The organism is Enterobacter sp. TCD1-1, from assembly GCF_020567405.1.
Lineage (GTDB): Bacteria > Pseudomonadota > Gammaproteobacteria > Enterobacterales > Enterobacteriaceae > Enterobacter > Enterobacter quasiroggenkampii.
The window spans coordinates 101271-118646 of record NZ_JAJCXF010000005.1 but is presented as its reverse complement, the minus strand read 5'-3'; the positions used below and the strand labels follow the sequence as shown (position 1 = coordinate 118646).

19 protein-coding genes are annotated in these 17376 nt (G+C 54.6%); 7 read left to right on the top strand and 12 right to left on the bottom strand.

Features of this window, described 5'->3' with window-relative positions; genetic code table 11:
* Positions 1-4: 4 nt before the first annotated feature.
* From spoT to gmk, 3 genes are read right to left on the bottom strand one after another with little or no spacing between them, the layout of a single operon-like run.
* The gene (gene spoT, locus LJA86_RS18375) at positions 5-2119 is read right to left on the bottom strand and encodes a bifunctional GTP diphosphokinase/guanosine-3',5'-bis pyrophosphate 3'-pyrophosphohydrolase (RefSeq protein WP_045907920.1); all 2115 of its coding nucleotides are present in this window, start codon (positions 2117-2119) and stop codon (positions 5-7) included.
* A gap of 19 nt (positions 2120-2138) precedes the next feature.
* Positions 2139-2414, bottom strand: coding sequence for a DNA-directed RNA polymerase subunit omega (gene rpoZ, locus LJA86_RS18370; protein ID WP_000135058.1), 276 nt, complete (start codon positions 2412-2414; stop codon positions 2139-2141).
* Positions 2415-2468: 54 nt separating this feature from the next.
* Entirely contained in the window at positions 2469-3092 is a 624-nt protein-coding gene (gene gmk / locus LJA86_RS18365) for a guanylate kinase (RefSeq protein WP_010426438.1), read from the bottom strand.
* Between the two features lie 251 nt (positions 3093-3343).
* Here gmk and ligB point away from each other — a divergent pair, with 251 nt between their 5' ends.
* Complete coding sequence (gene ligB / locus LJA86_RS18360; protein ID WP_229226548.1) at positions 3344-5014, top strand: NAD-dependent DNA ligase LigB; 1671 nt, start codon at positions 3344-3346, stop codon at positions 5012-5014.
* Here ligB and LJA86_RS18355 read toward each other — a convergent pair.
* From LJA86_RS18355 to LJA86_RS18345, 3 genes are all read right to left on the bottom strand, one after another.
* Positions 5011-6663: a phosphoethanolamine transferase gene (locus LJA86_RS18355; RefSeq protein WP_069720519.1), complete on the bottom strand. Its 1653-nt coding sequence runs from the start codon at positions 6661-6663 to the stop codon at positions 5011-5013. The two genes, ligB and LJA86_RS18355, sit on opposite strands and share 4 nt — an antisense overlap.
* A gap of 113 nt (positions 6664-6776) precedes the next feature.
* Positions 6777-7394: a trimeric intracellular cation channel family protein gene (locus LJA86_RS18350; RefSeq protein ID WP_045907917.1), complete on the bottom strand. Its 618-nt coding sequence runs from the start codon at positions 7392-7394 to the stop codon at positions 6777-6779.
* A 205-nt stretch (positions 7395-7599) separates the two neighbouring features.
* Positions 7600-8463: a YicC/YloC family endoribonuclease gene (locus LJA86_RS18345; protein ID WP_008502687.1), complete on the bottom strand. Its 864-nt coding sequence runs from the start codon at positions 8461-8463 to the stop codon at positions 7600-7602.
* 125 nt (positions 8464-8588) lie between these two features.
* On the opposite strand from LJA86_RS18345, the gene rph reads away from it, so the two are divergent.
* On the top strand, positions 8589-9305 hold the full coding sequence (gene rph / locus LJA86_RS18340; protein ID WP_006812424.1) for a ribonuclease PH: 717 nt from the start codon (positions 8589-8591) through the stop codon (positions 9303-9305).
* 66 nt (positions 9306-9371) lie between these two features.
* Entirely contained in the window at positions 9372-10013 is a 642-nt protein-coding gene (gene pyrE, locus LJA86_RS18335; protein ID WP_229226547.1) for an orotate phosphoribosyltransferase, read from the top strand.
* A gap of 82 nt (positions 10014-10095) precedes the next feature.
* Here pyrE and slmA read toward each other — a convergent pair whose 3' ends face one another.
* From slmA to coaBC, 3 genes are all read right to left on the bottom strand, one after another.
* Positions 10096-10692 (bottom strand): nucleoid occlusion factor SlmA, encoded by a 597-nt coding sequence (slmA, locus tag LJA86_RS18330; RefSeq protein WP_008502690.1) that lies wholly within the window; start codon positions 10690-10692, stop codon positions 10096-10098.
* Positions 10693-10812: 120 nt separating this feature from the next.
* Positions 10813-11271: a dUTP diphosphatase gene (gene dut, locus LJA86_RS18325; protein ID WP_008502691.1), complete on the bottom strand. Its 459-nt coding sequence runs from the start codon at positions 11269-11271 to the stop codon at positions 10813-10815.
* Positions 11249-12460, bottom strand: coding sequence for a bifunctional phosphopantothenoylcysteine decarboxylase/phosphopantothenate--cysteine ligase CoaBC (coaBC, locus tag LJA86_RS18320; RefSeq protein WP_090393101.1), 1212 nt, complete (start codon positions 12458-12460; stop codon positions 11249-11251). Before coaBC ends, dut begins: the two co-directional genes overlap by 23 nt.
* 171 nt (positions 12461-12631) lie before the next feature.
* Between coaBC and radC the strand changes: the two genes are divergently transcribed.
* The 4 genes from radC (at position 12632) to mutM (ending at position 14827) form a co-directional block, all read left to right on the top strand.
* Complete coding sequence (gene radC, locus LJA86_RS18315) at positions 12632-13300, top strand: RadC family protein (protein ID WP_032675724.1); 669 nt, start codon at positions 12632-12634, stop codon at positions 13298-13300.
* Positions 13301-13518: 218 nt separating this feature from the next.
* Positions 13519-13755 carry a 50S ribosomal protein L28 gene (gene rpmB / locus LJA86_RS18310; protein ID WP_002436699.1) on the top strand — a complete coding sequence of 79 codons (237 nt, stop codon included), beginning with the start codon at positions 13519-13521 and terminating at the stop codon, positions 13753-13755.
* A gap of 22 nt (positions 13756-13777) precedes the next feature.
* The gene (gene rpmG / locus LJA86_RS18305) at positions 13778-13945 is read left to right on the top strand and encodes a 50S ribosomal protein L33 (protein WP_003024094.1); all 168 of its coding nucleotides are present in this window, start codon (positions 13778-13780) and stop codon (positions 13943-13945) included.
* A gap of 72 nt (positions 13946-14017) precedes the next feature.
* On the top strand, positions 14018-14827 hold the full coding sequence (gene mutM / locus LJA86_RS18300; protein WP_032675725.1) for a bifunctional DNA-formamidopyrimidine glycosylase/DNA-(apurinic or apyrimidinic site) lyase: 810 nt from the start codon (positions 14018-14020) through the stop codon (positions 14825-14827).
* Between the two features lie 2 nt (positions 14828-14829).
* On the opposite strand, the gene coaD is transcribed toward mutM, so the two are convergent.
* The 3 genes from coaD to waaA are packed head-to-tail and all read right to left on the bottom strand — an operon-like array spanning position 14830 to position 17357.
* On the bottom strand, positions 14830-15309 hold the full coding sequence (coaD, locus tag LJA86_RS18295) for a pantetheine-phosphate adenylyltransferase (protein ID WP_008502695.1): 480 nt from the start codon (positions 15307-15309) through the stop codon (positions 14830-14832).
* Between the two features lie 3 nt (positions 15310-15312).
* Entirely contained in the window at positions 15313-16083 is a 771-nt protein-coding gene (locus LJA86_RS18290; RefSeq protein WP_126534972.1) for a glycosyltransferase family 2 protein, read from the bottom strand.
* Positions 16083-17357 (bottom strand): lipid IV(A) 3-deoxy-D-manno-octulosonic acid transferase, encoded by a 1275-nt coding sequence (gene waaA / locus LJA86_RS18285; RefSeq protein ID WP_024906625.1) that lies wholly within the window; start codon positions 17355-17357, stop codon positions 16083-16085. The genes LJA86_RS18290 and waaA overlap by 1 nt, the downstream gene beginning before the upstream one ends.
* Between the last annotated feature and the right edge of the window lie 19 nt (positions 17358-17376).

Genomic DNA, 17376 nt, shown 5'->3' with positions numbered 1-17376 from the left:
GCCGCTAGTTTCGGTTACGGGTGACTTTAATCACGTCCGGCATGACGCGGATCTTGCGCATAATATTCGCCAGATGCACGCGGTCGCGGGCGGTCAGACGAATAAAGGCGCTGTATACGCGGCCATCTTTTTCTTCCGTATTCAGGCTTTGAATATTGGAAGACGCCGTGTTGATCGCTGCCGTCAGGTTCGCCAGGGCACCCTGATGGTTGAACATATCCACCTTAATTTCGGTGATAAATTCCTGCGCGGTCTCTTTATCCCATTCGACCGCCATAAACTTCTCGGCCTCTTTCTGGTAGCCGCGGATGTTACGACAGGATTCATGGTGGATAACCAACCCTTTACCCGGGCTGACGTGCGCAATAATCGGGTCGCCAGGAATTGGACGGCAACATTTTGCGAAGGTGATCAGCACCCCGTCCGCGCCTTTAATCGGCAGATGTCCGTGGCCTGGCGTAGCTGCAGGCACGGCTGTCGTGTCGCCTTGCTGCAGGTTCTTCGCCACCACCACGCTCATGGCGTTGCCGAGGCCGATCTCTGCCAGCAGGTCGTCAAGCGACGCGAGCTTCATGCGCTCCAGCTCACGCTGGACGTTCTCCTGCGGGATTTCAGCCAGCTTGCGACTGCCGCCCAACGCGTGGTTGAGAAGACGACGCCCAAGGCTGACGGAATCATCACGCTTGAGGTTTTTCAGCAGTTGGCGAATTTTGGCGCGTGCTTTAGAACTCACGACAAAGTTCAGCCAGGCCGCGTTCGGACGTGCGCCCGGCGCGGTAATGATTTCCACCGTCTGGCCGCTGGAGAGCGGCTGAGACAGCGGGTAAGGCTGTCTGTCGACGCGCGCGCCCACGCAGGCATGGCCGATATCGGTATGCACGGCGTAAGCGAAGTCGACCGGTGTTGCGCCCGCAGGCAGTTCGACAATGCGGCCTTCTGGGGTGAAAACGTAAATCTCATCCGGGAAGAGATCGGATTTCACGCTCTCGATAAATTCAAACGAGCTGCCCGCACTCTGCTGAAGTTCCAGCAGGCTCTGCATCCAGCGCTGGGCGCGGATTTGTGCGGTCGTGCTGCTTTCGCCACCGTGCTCTTTATAGGCCCAGTGCGCGGCCACACCCATCTCTGCCATCTGATCCATGTCTTCGGTACGAATTTGCACCTCAACAGGCACGCCGTGCGGCCCGATCATCGAGGTGTGCAAAGATTGATAGCCGTTCGCTTTTGGAATGGCGATGTAATCTTTCATCCGTCCTGGACGCGGTTTATAGAGGCTGTGCATCTGCCCCAGCACGCGATAACAGGTATCTGAATCGTGGACAATCACGCGGAAGGCGTAGATATCCATGATCGAGTGAAAACGTTGCTCTTTGAGCACCATTTTGCAGTAGATGGAGTACAGGTGTTTTTCGCGACCGCTGACGCGGCACGGGATCCCCGCTTCCTGCAAACGCCCTTCGATTTCAGAGAGGATCTTTTGAATCATCTCTTTACGGTTGCCGCGTGCGGCTTTCACCACCTCTTTAATCACGCGATAGCGGTTCGGGTACAACGCTTCAAAACCCAGCTCTTCCAGCTCGGTTTTAATGTGGTGAATACCTAAACGGTGCGCCAGCGGACTGTAGATTTCGAGGGTTTCACGGGCAATGCGGCGACGTTTATCCGGGCGAAGTGAGCCCAGCGTGCGCATGTTGTGGGTGCGGTCAGCGAGTTTGATGAGAATGACGCGGATATCCTGCACCATCGCCATAATCATCTTGCGGAAGTTTTCGGCTTGCGCCTCTTTCTTGTCGCGGAAATTCAGCTTATCAAGCTTAGAGACCCCTTCCACCAGTTCGGCAACGCTTTTGCCAAACAGCTGTTCCATGTCCTGGTAAGTGGCAGGGGTATCTTCAATCACGTCGTGCAGCAGCGCGGCCATCAGCGTTTCGTAGTCGAGTTTCATCTCGGCCAGAATACAGGCCACCGCTACCGGGTGCGTGATGTAGGGTTCACCGCTTGAACGTGTCTGGCCCTCGTGAGCGTCACGTGCAACGAGATACGCCTGCTGAAGACGCTTAATCTGGTCTTCAGGCAGGTAGGTTTGAATCAGTTGATTCAGGCTTTCAAACAGATACAAGGGCGACCCGCAGGTTTAATTAACGACGACCTTCAGCAATAGCGGTTACGGCCTGCAGTTCTGCGGCTTCCTGCTCTTGCTGCTCCTGGCGCTCACGCACGTCGAGGATCTGGTTGTTGATCAGACCTTCTTCGATTTCGCGAAGTGCAATAACGGTGGTTTTATCGTTTTCTTCCGGTACCAGCGGATCTTTACCGCCTACCTGCATCTGACGAGCGCGACGCGCGGCGACCAGCACCAGGTCAAAACGGTTACCAATTTTCTCTACAGCGTCCTGAACAGTTACGCGTGCCATACTTAAAATGCTCCACAGGTGAAGAAATGACTGGGCATGATACTGAAAGTGGGTTCAGTCTGCCAACAGTTTGGTGATTAATGCGTCATGTCGCTGCTTCTGGCGGCTCATACGCAGACGTTCTGCACGAAGAATGGTTTTGAGATCGCTCAGCGCGGCATCAAAATCATCATTCACAATAAGGTAATCATATTCCGCGTAATGGCTCATTTCTGCAACAGCCTGTTCCATACGCTTTGCGATGACTTCTTCGCTGTCCTGACCGCGGCCACGCAGGCGGCGATCCAGCTCATCTTTCGATGGCGGTAAAATAAAGATACTGCGCGAGTCAGGCATTTTCTTGCGAATTTGCTGTGCACCCTGCCAGTCGATATCCAGGAACACATTCACGCCCGTGGCCAGAACCTGCTCAATGGTTTCACGCGAGGTACCGTAGTAATTACCGAATACTTCCGCGTGTTCAAGAAACGCGTCTCTGCCGATCATCGCTCTGAACTCGTCGTGATCCACAAAGAAATAGTGTTCACCGTGCACTTCACCCGGACGCGGCGCTCGCGTGGTGTGAGAAACAGAAACCTGTGTGTCGTACAACGGTTGGGTTTTTAACAGTGCCTGAATAAGGCTGGATTTACCCGCGCCACTAGGGGCAGAAACAATATAAAGCGTGCCTTGAGCCATGAGAGTCTTTTGTATGTGTTAACGAAGAAGTCCTACATACGGGCTTATTATACACGTCACTGCCGTGTGACGTAGCCTTTGTCACACTTTTTCCCCTGGATTATTGAATTTTGCGTGCCGTTTTCAGGTTTTATCCGTGGTTTTCAGCAACCCCAGGAAATACTGGATAGCGTCTCGCAGTGTGAACCGTTGCCGTTAGCGTTGTTTCAGACATCGGGGTATACCTCCTGCAACGCAAAGGAGGGGTAGCGATGTGGCGATGGATAAGCGGGTTAATGCTGTTGTGGTGTGGCTATGGCGCGGCGGTATGTCCGGTCTGGTCGCAGGCAAAAGCAGAGAAAGAGATGGCGTCATTAAGCGCGCAAATCAAACGCTGGGATGACGCTTACTGGAAGCAGGGCGTGAGCGAGGTTAACGACGAGGTTTACGATCAGCTTAACGGGCGGTTAACGCAGTGGCAGCGCTGTTTTGGCACTGAACTCTCAGGAGAGAAACTTCCTCCGCTGGCCGGGAGCGTCAAACATCCTGTTGCCCATACGGGCGTACATAAGGTGGCCAGCAAAGAGGAGCTGAAACAATGGATGCGTGCGCGGCAACATCTGTGGATGCAGCCAAAAGTTGACGGTGTGGCGGTAACGCTGGTCTACCGTGACGGAAAGTTAATCCAGGCCATCAGTCGCGGTGATGGCCTGAAAGGGGAGGACTGGACCGGGAAGGTACGTTTAATCCCGTCTGTTCCGCAAAAGCTCACCGGCAAGCTGGCGAACAGCGTTTTACAGGGCGAGCTTTTTTGGCTAAGCGACAGTCACATTCAGCGGCAGATGGGTGGGATGAACGCTCGCGCAAAGGTGGCGGGTGCGATGATGCGCCAAAAGTATAACGCGCTATTGAATAAGCTCGGCGTATTCATCTGGGCCTGGCCGGATGGGCCGAAAAATATGCAGACATCTTTAGCTGAACTGTCTCAGGCCGGTTTTACGCTGTCGGCACGGTATACGCTACCCGCCGAATCTGTTGACGCCGTCGAGAAACAACGCGCGGCCTGGCTCGTAGCTGCATTACCCTTTGCCACGGATGGCATTGTGGTGCGGTCGGAGGATGCGCCTGCGGGGGAAGGCTGGTTGCCGGGCGAAGGCAACTGGGTGGTTGCGTGGAAATATATGCCAGCAGCCCAGGTGGCCGAGGTGAGTGATATTCATTTTTCCGTGGGGCGAACGGGCAAAATGTCCGTTGTAGCCGCGCTGGAACCCGTGCAACTGGATGATAAACAGGTGCAGCGGGTGAGTCTGGGCTCAGTTGAGCGCTGGCAGCGGCTGGATATTGCCCCGGGGGATCAGATCCAGGTCAGCCTGGCCGGGCAGGGTATTCCCCGGTTTGATAAGGTGGTCTGGCGCGGGACGGACAGACATAAACCTGAGCCTCCCGCCTCACGGTATCATGCGCTGAGCTGTTTCTATGCTTCGCCGGAATGTATGGAGCAGTTCTTTGCCCGACTGGCATGGCTCAGCTCAAAGCAGGTATTTGATATTGAAGGATTAGGTGAGTCAGGCTGGCGGACCCTCTGGCAGGCGCATCATTTTGAACATCTCTTTTCGTGGCTGTTATTAACGCAGGCGCAAATGCAGGCTACGCCTGGATTTTCCTCCGCGCGCGGGCTGGCGCTCTGGCATCGATTTAATCTGGTGCGCGAGAAGCCTTTTATCCGCTGGCTCATGGCACTGGGTGTTCCGCTGACACAGGCTTCGCTGAAGGCGATGGGGGACGTAACGTGGCAAACGTTGAGCGGACGTAACGCAAAAGACTGGCAGAGCCTGCCGGGAACGGGAGAGAAGAAGGCGCGACAAATTGTTGCATTCATCCATGACCCTGGCGTTGCCGGCCTGGCTTCCTGGCTAGGCAAGCAGGGTCTGCCCGGATTTTAGAGCGAGCTTGCTTTAGCTTTGCGCCAGGGGGTATGTCTGTCTGGTGAACTGAAGGTTTCGCGAAGCTGATCGTAGTCATAGATGTGGCGGCCGCCATCAATTACCGGGATAAGTGTAGGAGCCTGATAGCACGGTGCAAGCACCGAGCCGCATTGATCAACACCCGTTGTGATTCCAAGCCACGTTAACATCAACTCATAATTGCTTGCTGTGGGCCACGCTTCATGTACCCACCCCACCGCTCTTTTTTGGGCATTCAGGGCTTGCTGGCTATACCAGATAAACTGGGGGACCTGGTAAGCCTCTTTGCTTGGGTTGCGTGAGCCATGCATATAGATGGAATTCAATTGCGGGTTTTTTTCCAGCCCATGGTCTGAAAAATAGAGCAGAGAGGATGCGCTGCCCTGCAGACGTTTAGCCACTTCGCCAATGAAGTAGTCGGTAAACAGAATCGCGTTATTGTAGCAATCTTCATATTTGTTGCCGGTATGCAGAATATTCGCTGATGCCGGATACCGATCGCAGGCCATCTCATGGCTGCCGTTGATATGCAGGAAAATTAACTTCTTGCCGGGGGCTTTAAGCGCCTCATCCAGGGCCGGTAAAAGCTCGGTGTCATAACGGGTATCAATCCACTGGGCTTTATGGCTGATAGAGGCAATGGCCACAATGTAGTTATTGCTCTTGCCTGTGTTACCCTGGGCGCTAATCCACTCGGTGTGATAGCCCGTTTTTTTAGCGACGCTAACGATATTGTCAGCAAGCTTATCGGTGGTGAAGTGGTCTGGATCAGCTTTGCTTAAAATCATCGGCACGGAAAGCACGGTGGCTGACGCGGGGGCAATAGCATTGCTAAAGATGAGGGCGTCCTTCGCCAGCCTGGATTCCACAGGCGTGGTATCCTGGTGAAAACCGTAGAGCTTCATATTGCTGCGACGTGCGGATTCACCCACGATAACAACATAGTTTTCGATGCCCGTGTCATGATACTGCAACGCAGGATAATTGACGCTGTGCTGGCTAATTTTCTCCGCCAGCGCGTTATCGCGATGGGCAATAATGAACTCTGCACCAGTGTAAAACGGCGTATTGGTTAAAATCCGCGAGCTTAGCGGATAATAAACTTCAAGATCGTGGCGTTTTTTTAGCCAGTTTGCCGTTGAATACCAGCCCAAATAAACGGCAAGCAGAACGAAGCCGACAGTTCTCACACGGGAAGAAACATGCTCGCTCGTCGATTTGATTGCGTACCAGGTGACAACAAAGTAAGCAACCGCGGCTGGTAAACAGTGCAGGTATAAACCTGACATGCTTTTCGCTTCGGCTACGTGAGTGCCGAGAATACTCATCGCAAATACGGTGTTAAATTCGCTCTGGTAGACACTCCATGTGCTGTAAGCAACCGCAAAATTTAACGTAAGCAGGGCGGTTAAAACAAATGCGACGATCTTACCGGGAAGCGTGCGATAGATCGCTGCGGCGCAGACCAGTAAGAGCGCATTACAAATCGCAATGCGCACTGCGAATCGCGCAGGTTGTGTTAAAAATACTGGCCATAACTGAATCAGCACGGAAACGAGCAGCAAAATTAAAAAATGGCTGCTGAGTTTTTTATTAATAATCAGTGCTGACGTTTTGGCAAAGGACATTGTTTTAACGCAAGTTTATGGGGACAAAGTGGCGACATTTTATCGCGTTTGGCCCGGTTATATGGGATAACAAAAGGTGCTTTTTACTACTTTGTTGTGGTTTTGTTGAGAATTCAATGGGTGTCCTGCGTGTAATGAAAAACGGGCAATCCCAGTTTTAAGCGCAGCGCCAGCAAGCGAGCCGTAAAACCAAATAATAACGTGGCAATGACCACAACATCATGGCTCGAAACATAATGTTGTAAAGCAATATACAGAACGGCAGAGGCAAAGGATATTCCAGCGTAAAGCTCTTTCTGGAAAACCAGTGGAATGCGCTTACAGAACATATCGCGCAGTACGCCGCCAAATACACCTGTTACGACCGCGGCGATAGTGGCTATGACCGGGCTTTCGCCCATATCCAGCGCGATTTGCGCCCCGATAATGGAGAAAACCACCAGACCCAAAGCGTCAAGGACTAAAAAAAGACGGCGAAGATGGGGCATAACGGGCGCCACGATGGTGGTCAACACGGCGGCAATCGCGACAATAACAATGTATTCAGGGTTTTTTACCCAGCCGAGCGGATAATGTCCCAGCAGGATATCTCGTACCGAACCGCCGCCCAGCGCGGTCGCTGTAGCAATAATGATCACGCCGAAGGTGTCCATACGGCGACGTCCGGCGGCAAGTGCGCCGGTCATGGCTTCTGCGGTGATGCCAATGAGATAAAGAATGTGAAGCAGCATATACCCTCCGGTGTGAATGCGGGGAGGTTAGCGATTTGTGCGCAAGATCACGATTGAGTTTTTCTAAGGCGACGGGGTTTGCCCTATATATTTTTATCAAGTTAAGTTGAATGAGCTTGATGAGCGGCGGTGAAACGCAAAATCAGGTGCTGGGATGGATTAGAAATAATAATGGGTGGCGCCGTCGACACCACCCGGAAAGACATTACTCAATATTCTGGATCTGCTCGCGCATTTGCTCAATCAGCACTTTCAACTCAATCGCGGAGTTAGTGACTTCTGCATTGATAGACTTAGACGCCAGGGTGTTCGACTCACGGTTGAACTCCTGCATCATAAAGTCCAGACGGCGGCCCACCGCTTCCTTCTTCTTCAGAATGTTGTAGGTCTCTTTAACGTGCGCTTCCAGACGGTCCAGCTCTTCAGCGACATCGATACGTTGCGCCATCAGCACCAGCTCTTGTTCCAGACGGGTGTTTTCCAGCTGAACTTCTGCTTCTTCCAGTTTGGCGACAAGGCGCTCGCGCTGCCACTGCAGCACTTCCGGCATATGGGTGCGAACCTTAGCCACTTCAGCGCTGACGCCTTCAAGGCGCTGCTCAATCATCGCTTTCAGCGCCTGACCTTCGGTTTCGCGGGCAACGATAAAGTCATCCAGCGTGCCGTCGAGGGCGGCCAGAATTTCAGCGGCAATGGCGTCCAGATCCTGCTCACCGGCGGCCATGACGCCAGGCCAGCGCAGAATATCAACCGGGTTGATTTCGCCTTCATCGCTCTGCATTTTGACCCAGTTCGCCGCATTGACGAGCTGTTTCGCCAGTTTTTCGTTAAGGATCAGCTCGCCCTGTGCGCTGGCATCAGGCTCAAAGCGCAGGTTACATTCCACTTTACCGCGCGTCAGGCGCGTACGGATACGCTCGCGTACAACAGGCTCAAGGCTGCGGAACTGCTCCGGCATACGGAAATACGTTTCCAGGTAACGCTGGTTTACCGAGCGCATTTCCCATGTAGCGCTACCCCAGCTACCCTTGATTTCACGCCGGGCGTAGGCGGTCATACTGCGGATCATAGACATTCCCGTTTTTAAAGGAGAGATGGGGGGATTATAGCTTTCGGGGGCTTCTCAGGATAGGAATAAGCGTCCTTTATCCGTATAATGCGCAGCCACATTCGTTTCAAGCCGGAGAATCCATCATGCGTCCATCAGGTCGTAGCGCCAATCAGGTGCGTCCCGTCACCCTGACCCGTAACTATACAAAACACGCTGAAGGCTCCGTGCTGGTTGAGTTTGGTGACACCAAAGTGCTGTGCACCGCCTCCATCGAAGAAGGCGTTCCGCGCTTCCTGAAAGGTCAGGGTCAGGGCTGGATCACCGCAGAATACGGCATGCTGCCGCGAGCGACCCATACCCGTAATGCCCGTGAAGCGGCGAAGGGTAAGCAGGGCGGTCGTACCATGGAAATTCAGCGTCTGATCGCGCGTGCGCTGCGCGCTGCCGTTGACCTGAAAACCCTCGGCGAATTCACGATTACCCTGGACTGCGATGTAATTCAGGCCGATGGCGGCACGCGTACGGCCTCTATTACCGGCGCCTGTGTCGCGCTGGCCGATGCCCTGAACAAGTTGGTTGCAGCCGGTAAGCTGAAAACCAATCCAATGAAAGGCATGGTTGCGGCGGTCTCCGTAGGCATCGTTAACGGTGAAGCGCTTTGCGATCTGGAATACGTTGAAGATTCCGCGGCAGAGACAGACATGAACGTGGTGATGACCGAAGATGGTCGCATCATTGAGGTGCAGGGCACGGCAGAAGGCGAGCCGTTCACTCACGAAGAACTTCTCTCCCTGCTGGCGTTGGCCCGAGGGGGAATCGAATCCATTGTCACGACGCAGAAAGCGGCGTTAGAAAATTGATTTTAAAGGCGACCAATGAGTCGCCTTTTTTTTGCCTGTAAGACAGAAAACCAAAGGAGCAAATCCATGAAATCGTATCAGCGCCAGTTTATTGAGTTTGCGCTTAACAAGCAGGTACTTAAGTTTGGCGAATTTACGCTGAAATCCGGGCGTAAGAGTCCCTATTTCTTCAACGCCGGGCTGTTTAATACCGGGCGCGATCTGGCATTGTTAGGCCGTTTCTATGCCGAAGCGCTGGTAGATTCCGGGATTGATTTTGACCTGCTGTTTGGCCCGGCCTATAAAGGCATTCCGATTGCGACCACCACCGCGGTGGCGCTGGCGGAACACCATGACCGCGACGTGCCGTACTGCTTTAACCGCAAAGAGGCTAAAACCCACGGTGAAGGCGGGAATCTGGTCGGCAGCGCGCTGCAGGGCCGCGTCATGCTGGTCGACGACGTGATCACCGCAGGCACGGCGATCCGCGAATCAATGGAGATTATCCAGGCCAACGGTGCAACGCTGGCTGGCGTGTTGATTTCGCTGGATCGTCAGGAGCGTGGTCGTGGAGAAATCTCCGCCATTCAGGAAGTGGAGCGCGACTACAACTGCAAAGTGACGTCGATTATCACCCTCAAAGAGCTGATTGCGTATCTGGAAGAGAAGCCTGAGATGGCGGACCATCTGGCAGCGGTAAAAGCGTATCGCGAAACGTTTGGGGTTTAATTGCATTGCCCGGTGGCGCTGCGCTTACCGGGCCTACCCGTTCGCAGGCCGGATATGGCGAAGCCGCCATCCGGCGATGGCGTTACTGTAATTGTGCTGCGACTAACGGCCAGCGGGCGTCAAAATCGTCCGTTGGGCGGTATTTGAACTCGCTACGCACAAAGCGGGAGAGCATCCCTTCACAAAACGCCAGAATCTGGCTCGCCAGCAGCGTTTCATCAATGCTGTATCCTTCACCTTCACGCATTTTCTTCTCGCGCAGCACCTGGCGCAGCTGCGCTTCAATGCGTTCGAAAAGTTGGTTAATGCGGCCCTGCAGTCTGTCTTGTTCAAACATCAGCGCGTGGCCGGTCAGGATACGGGTTAAGCCCGGATTGCGTTCACCAAAGCCAAGGATTAACAGCACAATCAGACGCAGACGCGCGGTGGTGTCTTTTTCGTCTTTTAGAATCAGGTTGATGCGTGTGATCAGGCTGTCTTCAATAAACTCGATCAGGCTGTCGAACATCCGGGTCTTGCTCGGAAAATGACGGTACAGCGCCGCCTCAGACACGCCTACGGAGGCGGCCAGTTTAGCGGTGGTGATGCGTTGACTGCCATCGCTGGATTCAAGCATCAGAGCCAGAGATTGAAGTATTTCTTCGCGACGATTCCTTTTCGCGGTTTGTTTTTCTGCCATGTTACAAAATACCCCTGAAAATAAGCACTTGCCAGGCTGGCATCCACACAGCGACCGCAAACGGACGTTTGCGGTTTGTTATTGCATTATGACGCTGTGGGATACGTGTCTGTCGGGCAGTTATTTGCGCCCGGAATGGCCGAAGCCGCCTTCGCCACGGTCGGTGGCATCAAAGTCTGCCACCAGGTTAAATTCTGCCTGTACCACCGGTACAAAGACCATCTGTGCGATACGCTCGCCCGGTTCAATGGTGAAGCTGTCCTGACCACGGTTCCAGACGGAGACCATCAGCTGGCCCTGGTAGTCGGAGTCGATCAGTCCCACCAGGTTACCCAGCACAACGCCGTGCTTATGACCCAGGCCAGAACGCGGCAGGATCACCGCCGCCAGCGACGGGTCAGCGATGTGAATCGCCAGGCCAGTCGGAACCAGGGTCGTGGCACCCGGAGCCAGTTCTACGGCGTCATCGAGACAGGCGCGCAGGTCAAGACCGGCAGAGCCGGAGGTGGCATAGGTTGGCAGCGGAAATTGCTCGCCAACACGCGGGTCCAGAATCTTAACGTCGATTTTTTTCATCATAACGGGTAACGATCTCGTCGAGTAAATGTTGGCCCAGGAGTTCCTTGCGCTCAAGCGGTAAGACTTTATCTCCATCCTGCCAGAAAAGGTGCAGTGCGTTGCTGTCGCTGTTAAATCCTTGTGTGGCCAGCGATACGTCGTTCGCGCAAATTAAATCGAGGTTTTTGCGGGTACGTTTTTGCCGGGCATATTCTTCCACATTATTCGTTTCTGCGGCAAACCCAACAACGTATGGACGGTGGCTTTTTAGTGCGGCGACACCGGCAACAATGTCCGGATTTTTCACCATTTTTAGTGTTAATTCATCGCCTTGCTTTTTAATTTTAGCCTCGGCGATCGTCTCGGCGCGATAGTCTGCAACGGCCGCACAGCCGATAAAAATCTGCTGGTTTTGCGCATGTGCCTGCACGGCGGCTTCCATCTCCAGCGCGGTGGTAACGTCAATTCGCTTCACAAACGCAGGGGTAGGCAGAGAGACCGGGCCGCTCACCAGCGTGACGTTCGCGCCACGCTTCGCAGCGGCGGCGGCAATCGCAAAGCCCATTTTGCCGGAACTATGGTTGGTGATGTAGCGCACCGGATCCAGCGGCTCGCGCGTGGGGCCCGCGGTAATCATGATGTTGAGATGTTGCAGATCGTTGACAGGCGAGAAGTGGGCTGCGGCCATATCAACAATCGTTAGCGGATCGAGCATGCGGCCCGGGCCAACATCGCCGCAGGCCTGGCTGCCGTTGTCCGGACCCCAGATAAGCAGGCCGCGTGAGGCCAGCGTCTCAAGATTGTGCTGAGTGGCGGCATTACGGTACATCTGCTGGTTCATGGCCGGAACGACGGCAACAGGGGCAGGCGTAGCCAGACAAATGGTGGAAACCAGATCGTTTGCCATACCGGCCGCCACCCGAGCGATTAAATCCGCGGTGGCGGGGGCGAGGATAACCAGATCTGCCCATTTCCCAAGCTCAATATGGCCCATTGCGGCTTCGGCAGCCGGATCGAGCAGGCTGTCAGATACCGGGTATCCTGAAACGGCCTGCAGGCTCAGAGGAGTGATAAAGGCTTTACCGCCTTCGGTTATCGCGACCCGCACATCTGCCCCGCGCTCGCGCAGACGACGTACCAGCTCCGGCGCTTTGTAGGCAGCAATACCGCCGCTCACGCCAAGAACGATTTTTTTACCGGCCAGGCTCATCATGATTCTTTCCTGTTGGGTTTCACCAGAGAGCGGGCATTTTATCACAATCCCCAAAACGGGGTGATTTTGTCCTTCGACCACTTTGCGAGGCGCTACGCAAGAACGCAACGTGGCCGTCGAGCGCCGGATGGGCCTGTGGCAGCATGCGGTTAAAAAGGGAGAAAGAGCATGGAAGAAGAGGATGAGCAGCTGCTGCCGCGTGAAAAACTGCTGCGCTACGACGTCACCCTGTTAAAAGATGATGAACTGCTGGCGCTCTTTTTACGTACCGGAACGCCCGGCAAAACGGTATTTACGCTGGCAAAAGAGCTGATAGCACGTTTCGGTTCGCTGTACGGTTTACTGACCGCCGAGCTGGCGCAGTTTAAGCATGTTGAGGGGATCGGCGTGGCGAAATATGCCCAGTTGAGGGCCATTGCCGAACTTGCCCGCCGTTTTTACAATGTCCGCATGGAGAAGGACGATCCGATCCTGACGCCAGCGATGACGCGTGAATATCTGCAAAGCCAGTTAACCGATATCGAGCGCGAGATCTTTATGGTGATCTTTGTCGATAACCGAAACCGGGTACTGAAACATAGCTGCCTCTTTGCCGGCACGTTAAGCCACGTTGAGGTGCATCCGCGTGAAATTGTGCGGGAAGCGATAAAAGTGAATGCAGCGGGCGTGATCCTCGCGCATAATCACCCCTCTGGCTGTGCAGAACCGAGCAGAGCGGACAAAGAAATCACCGAGCGCATTATCAAATGCTGTCAATTCATGGACATTCGTGTGCTGGACCATCTGATAATTGGCCGCGGAGAGTACATTTCTTTTGCAGAACATGGCTGGATTTAGGCTATTTCTCGCGATCCATCGGGATCTTTGTCTGTTCGGGACTTGAGCACACCGCCGAGTCAGCGTATACTACGCCACCTTTGAGAATCTCGGGTTTGGCATTTGGGCCTGGCAATCGAGAGTTCACTTAGAACTATGCGATGACCGGGCTGTAAAGCCTGACGAGGCGCCGATACCCCATACGAAGCTCGAGCTAATTTGATTTTTGGAGAATAGACATGTCCCGAGTCTGCCAAGTTACTGGCAAGCGTCCGGTGACCGGTAACAACCGTTCCCACGCACTGAACGCGACTAAACGCCGTTTCCTGCCGAACCTGCACTCTCACCGTTTCTGGGTTGAGAGCGAGAAGCGTTTTGTCACCCTGCGCGTATCTGCTAAAGGTATGCGTGTAATCGATAAGAAAGGCATCGATACAGTTCTGTCCGAACTGCGTGCCCGTGGCGAAAAGTACTAAGTACTTAAAGAGGAAATAAATCATGGCTAAAGGTATTCGCGAGAAAATCAAGCTGGTTTCTTCTGCTGGTACAGGTCACTTCTACACCACCACGAAGAACAAACGTACTAAGCCGGAAAAACTGGAACTGAAAAAATTCGATCCAGTTGTACGCCAGCACGTACTGTACAAAGAAGCTAAAATCAAATAATTTTAGTCTCCTTGTATCGAAAAACCCCGCAACTGCGGGGTTTTTTGCATTCTGTATCTCAACGGAGGAACCATGCCTGAATTACCTGAGGTAGAAACCAGCCGTCGTGGCATCGAGCCCCATCTGGTCGGCGCGACGATTCTTCACGCGGTTGTCCGTAACGGGCGTCTGCGCTGGCCGGTGTCCGATGAGATCCACGCCCTGAGCGATCAACCCGTCCTTAGCGTGCAGCGTCGCGCGAAATACCTGCTGCTGGAACTGCCCGACGGCTGGATCATTATCCACCTGGGGATGTCCGGGAGCCTGCGCGTTCTTACTGAAGAACTGCCTGCGGAAAAGCACGACCACGTCGATCTGGTGATGAGTAACGGCAAAGTGCTCCGTTATACCGACCCACGGCGCTTTGGCGCGTGGCTGTGGACGAAAGAGCTGGAAGGGCATAACGTGCTCGCGCATCTGGGCCCGGAGCCGCTCTCAGACGCGTTTAACGCGGAATACCTGAAAGCGAAGTGCGCGAAAAAGAAAAGCCCGATTAAGCCGTGGCTGATGGATAACAAGCTGGTGGTCGGCGTGGGGAATATCTATGCCAGCGAATCGCTGTTTGCCGCCGGGATCCATCCCGATCGGCTGGCCTCTTCGCTGTCGGCGCAGGAGTGTGAGCTGCTGGTCCGCGTGATTAAAGCCGTATTGCTGCGCTCGATTGAACAGGGGGGAACAACGCTGAAGGACTTCCTGCAAAGTGACGGCAAGCCGGGCTATTTTGCCCAAGAGCTGCAGGTGTATGGCCGTAAAGGCGAACCGTGCAGAGTCTGCGGTACGCCCATTATTGCCACGAAGCACGCCCAGCGCGCCACGTTCTACTGCCGTCAGTGCCAGAAATAGGGCTACTTTAGCTTTTCCATCAACGCCTGGTGGACGTTAACCGGCAGGAAATGGGTAACATCCCCGTGATGACGCGCCACCTCTTTTACCAGCGTGGACGAGATAAACGACCACTCTTTGGAGGGCATCAGGAACACGCTCTCCAGCTCCGGCATCAGGTGGCGGTTCATGTGCGCCAGCTGCATCTCATACTCGAAGTCTGCCACCGCGCGTAAGCCGCGGATCAGAATGTTCGCCTGCTGGGCGCGGGCGAAGTTAGCCATCAGGTCGCTAAACCCGACCACCTCAACATTCGGCAGGTGCGAAATGGCATCGGTGGCAAGCTGCACGCGCTCGTGGAGGTCAAACATTGGCTTTTTGCTGGGGCTCGCGGCAATGGCCAGGATCACCTTGTCAAACATGCACGCCGCACGGGTGATGATATCAAGATGACCGTTGGTGATCGGATCGAAGGTACCCGGATAAATCGCTTTTGTGCTCATGGCTCACGTTTTCTCTGAGTAGCCGCGGCAGAGCGCCCACAGCTCGGTGTATTTGTTGAAAGTATACTGGGCATTCACTACCGCGAGTAACCAGCCCTGCTTACCGTCCAGCACTCCACCACGCAGCAGGAGTGTTTTCAGGAACGCGCCCAGCGTGTGGGTGAAGATACCGGTCAGTGAGGCCTTCTTGCCGCGCTGGTGACGCTCCTGCGCCCAAGCCGTGGCATAGTTGAGCTGTTTACGCTGGAAGCTCGCGAAATCCCGGCAGGTCAGGTGCAGCAAATCGCCCGTCAGGGGGATGATCCGGGCGTTGTCGCAGCTCAGGGATTCATGCACCAGATTGTCGTTGTACTGATAGCGCTCGCGCTCGTAGAGGCGCGTCACGCGGTCTGGATACCAGCCGCTGTGGCGCATAAATCGGCCAAGGAAATAGTTACGACGGGCAATGCTGTATACAGCACCAGGCTGAGGCGAGGAAAGCACCGCCTGAATGGCCTGCTGAAGTTCTGGCGTAATACGTTCGTCAGTATCGAGCATCAGGACATAATCACCGGTGGCAAACCCCTGCGCGCGCTGGCGCTGGATGCCATAGCCTTGCCAGTCAACGTCGGTAAACACCTTTGCACCCGCTGCCCGGGCAACGTCCACCGTGCTGTCCGTACTTCCGGAGTCAAGAATGACTATCTCGTCAGCCCAGGCAACTGATGCCAGGCAGTCCGGAAGCAGGTCGGCGGCGTTTTTGGCGATCATCACGACCGACAGACGCGTTGACATCAGTGGCTCCGCTGGGGCAGGTAAGGTTGCAGAAGTTGCAGCAGACGGGTCAGGGCGCCCTGGTTCTGATGCAGCACTTCAACGGCATGACGCCCGTACCACAGGCGATAATCTTCATCAGTCAGAAGGGTCGATACCTCTTTGACTACCGAATCCGCATCGGTTACGGTAATTAAACCATCGGCCTGCTGTAATTTCGCGCAGATATCTTTGAAGTTAAACGTATGTGGCCCCATCAGCACCGGAATGGCGTGGGCTGCCGGCTCGAGCGGGTTATGACCGCCGCGCTCCACCAGGCTGCCGCCGACAAACGCGAGGTCAGCAATGCCGTACAGCAGCATCAGTTCGCCCATCGTGTCGCCAATCACCACCTGGGTGCTGCCAGACGGGATCTCCCCGCTGCTGCGCAGCGTGAAGCTGAAACCGCCTTTCTGCACCATTTCACGGGCATCTTTGAAACGCTCCGGATGGCGGGGCACGAGGATCAGCAGTAAATCAGGGAAGCTTTCCAGCAGCTTGCGGTGCGCCTGCAGGATAATCTCTTCTTCACCGTCATGGGTACTGGTCGCAATCCAGACCTGACGACGCGGGGCCCACTGGCGACGCAGCGTGATCGCGCGGGCGGCGAGTTCCGGGGTAACCGAAATATCAAATTTCAGGCTACCCGTCACTGCAAGCTGGTTGCGTTTGAGGCCCAGAGAGACAAAGCGTGCCGCATCTTCTTCATTCTGCGCGGCGATCAGCGTGATTTTGCTCAGCAAGCGGCGCATAAATTTACCCAGCTTGCCGTAACCTTTCGCCGATCGCTCTGACAGGCGCGCGTTGGCAATCACCAGCGGGATTTTACGGGCATGCAGGGCGGAAATCATGTTCGGCCACAGTTCGGTTTCCATCACAATCACCAGCTTCGGGCGAACGGTATTCAGGAAACGATTCATGGCGCAGGGCAGGTCGTAAGGGAGATAGACGTGATGAACGTCTTTGCCAAAAGCGGATAACGCGCGCTCCGAGCCGGTTGGCGTCATCGTCGTGACGGTGATCGGCAGCGACGGGTAGCGGTGACGCAGGGCGCGAACCAGCGGGATTGCCGCCAGCGTTTCACCGACAGAAACGGAATGCAGCAAAATACCGTCCGGCGCGACTTTATTGCGGCAGAAGCCATAGCGTTCAGCCCAGCGTTTACGATACGCAGGCGCTTTACGGCTACGAAGCAACAGTCTCAGCCACACCAGTGGCTGAATGATGTAGAGCAGAGCGGTATACAACAATTCCAAGCGATTATCCGTTTTTTTA

Coding starts and splice junctions, on each gene's coding strand:
- rpoZ (WP_000135058.1), bottom strand. CDS start 2,414: ATGGCACGCGTAACTGTTCAGGACGCTGTAGAGAAAATTGGTAACCGT.
- gmk (WP_010426438.1), bottom strand. CDS start 3,092: ATGGCTCAAGGCACGCTTTATATTGTTTCTGCCCCTAGTGGCGCGGGT.
- ligB (WP_229226548.1), top strand. CDS start 3,344: ATGTGGCGATGGATAAGCGGGTTAATGCTGTTGTGGTGTGGCTATGGC.
- LJA86_RS18355 (WP_069720519.1), bottom strand. CDS start 6,663: ATGTCCTTTGCCAAAACGTCAGCACTGATTATTAATAAAAAACTCAGC.
- LJA86_RS18350 (WP_045907917.1), bottom strand. CDS start 7,394: ATGCTGCTTCACATTCTTTATCTCATTGGCATCACCGCAGAAGCCATG.
- LJA86_RS18345 (WP_008502687.1), bottom strand. CDS start 8,463: ATGATCCGCAGTATGACCGCCTACGCCCGGCGTGAAATCAAGGGTAGC.
- rph (WP_006812424.1), top strand. CDS start 8,589: ATGCGTCCATCAGGTCGTAGCGCCAATCAGGTGCGTCCCGTCACCCTG.
- pyrE (WP_229226547.1), top strand. CDS start 9,372: ATGAAATCGTATCAGCGCCAGTTTATTGAGTTTGCGCTTAACAAGCAG.
- slmA (WP_008502690.1), bottom strand. CDS start 10,692: ATGGCAGAAAAACAAACCGCGAAAAGGAATCGTCGCGAAGAAATACTT.
- dut (WP_008502691.1), bottom strand. CDS start 11,271: ATGATGAAAAAAATCGACGTTAAGATTCTGGACCCGCGTGTTGGCGAG.
- coaBC (WP_090393101.1), bottom strand. CDS start 12,460: ATGAGCCTGGCCGGTAAAAAAATCGTTCTTGGCGTGAGCGGCGGTATT.
- radC (WP_032675724.1), top strand. CDS start 12,632: ATGGAAGAAGAGGATGAGCAGCTGCTGCCGCGTGAAAAACTGCTGCGC.
- rpmB (WP_002436699.1), top strand. CDS start 13,519: ATGTCCCGAGTCTGCCAAGTTACTGGCAAGCGTCCGGTGACCGGTAAC.
- rpmG (WP_003024094.1), top strand. CDS start 13,778: ATGGCTAAAGGTATTCGCGAGAAAATCAAGCTGGTTTCTTCTGCTGGT.
- mutM (WP_032675725.1), top strand. CDS start 14,018: ATGCCTGAATTACCTGAGGTAGAAACCAGCCGTCGTGGCATCGAGCCC.
- coaD (WP_008502695.1), bottom strand. CDS start 15,309: ATGAGCACAAAAGCGATTTATCCGGGTACCTTCGATCCGATCACCAAC.
- LJA86_RS18290 (WP_126534972.1), bottom strand. CDS start 16,083: ATGTCAACGCGTCTGTCGGTCGTGATGATCGCCAAAAACGCCGCCGAC.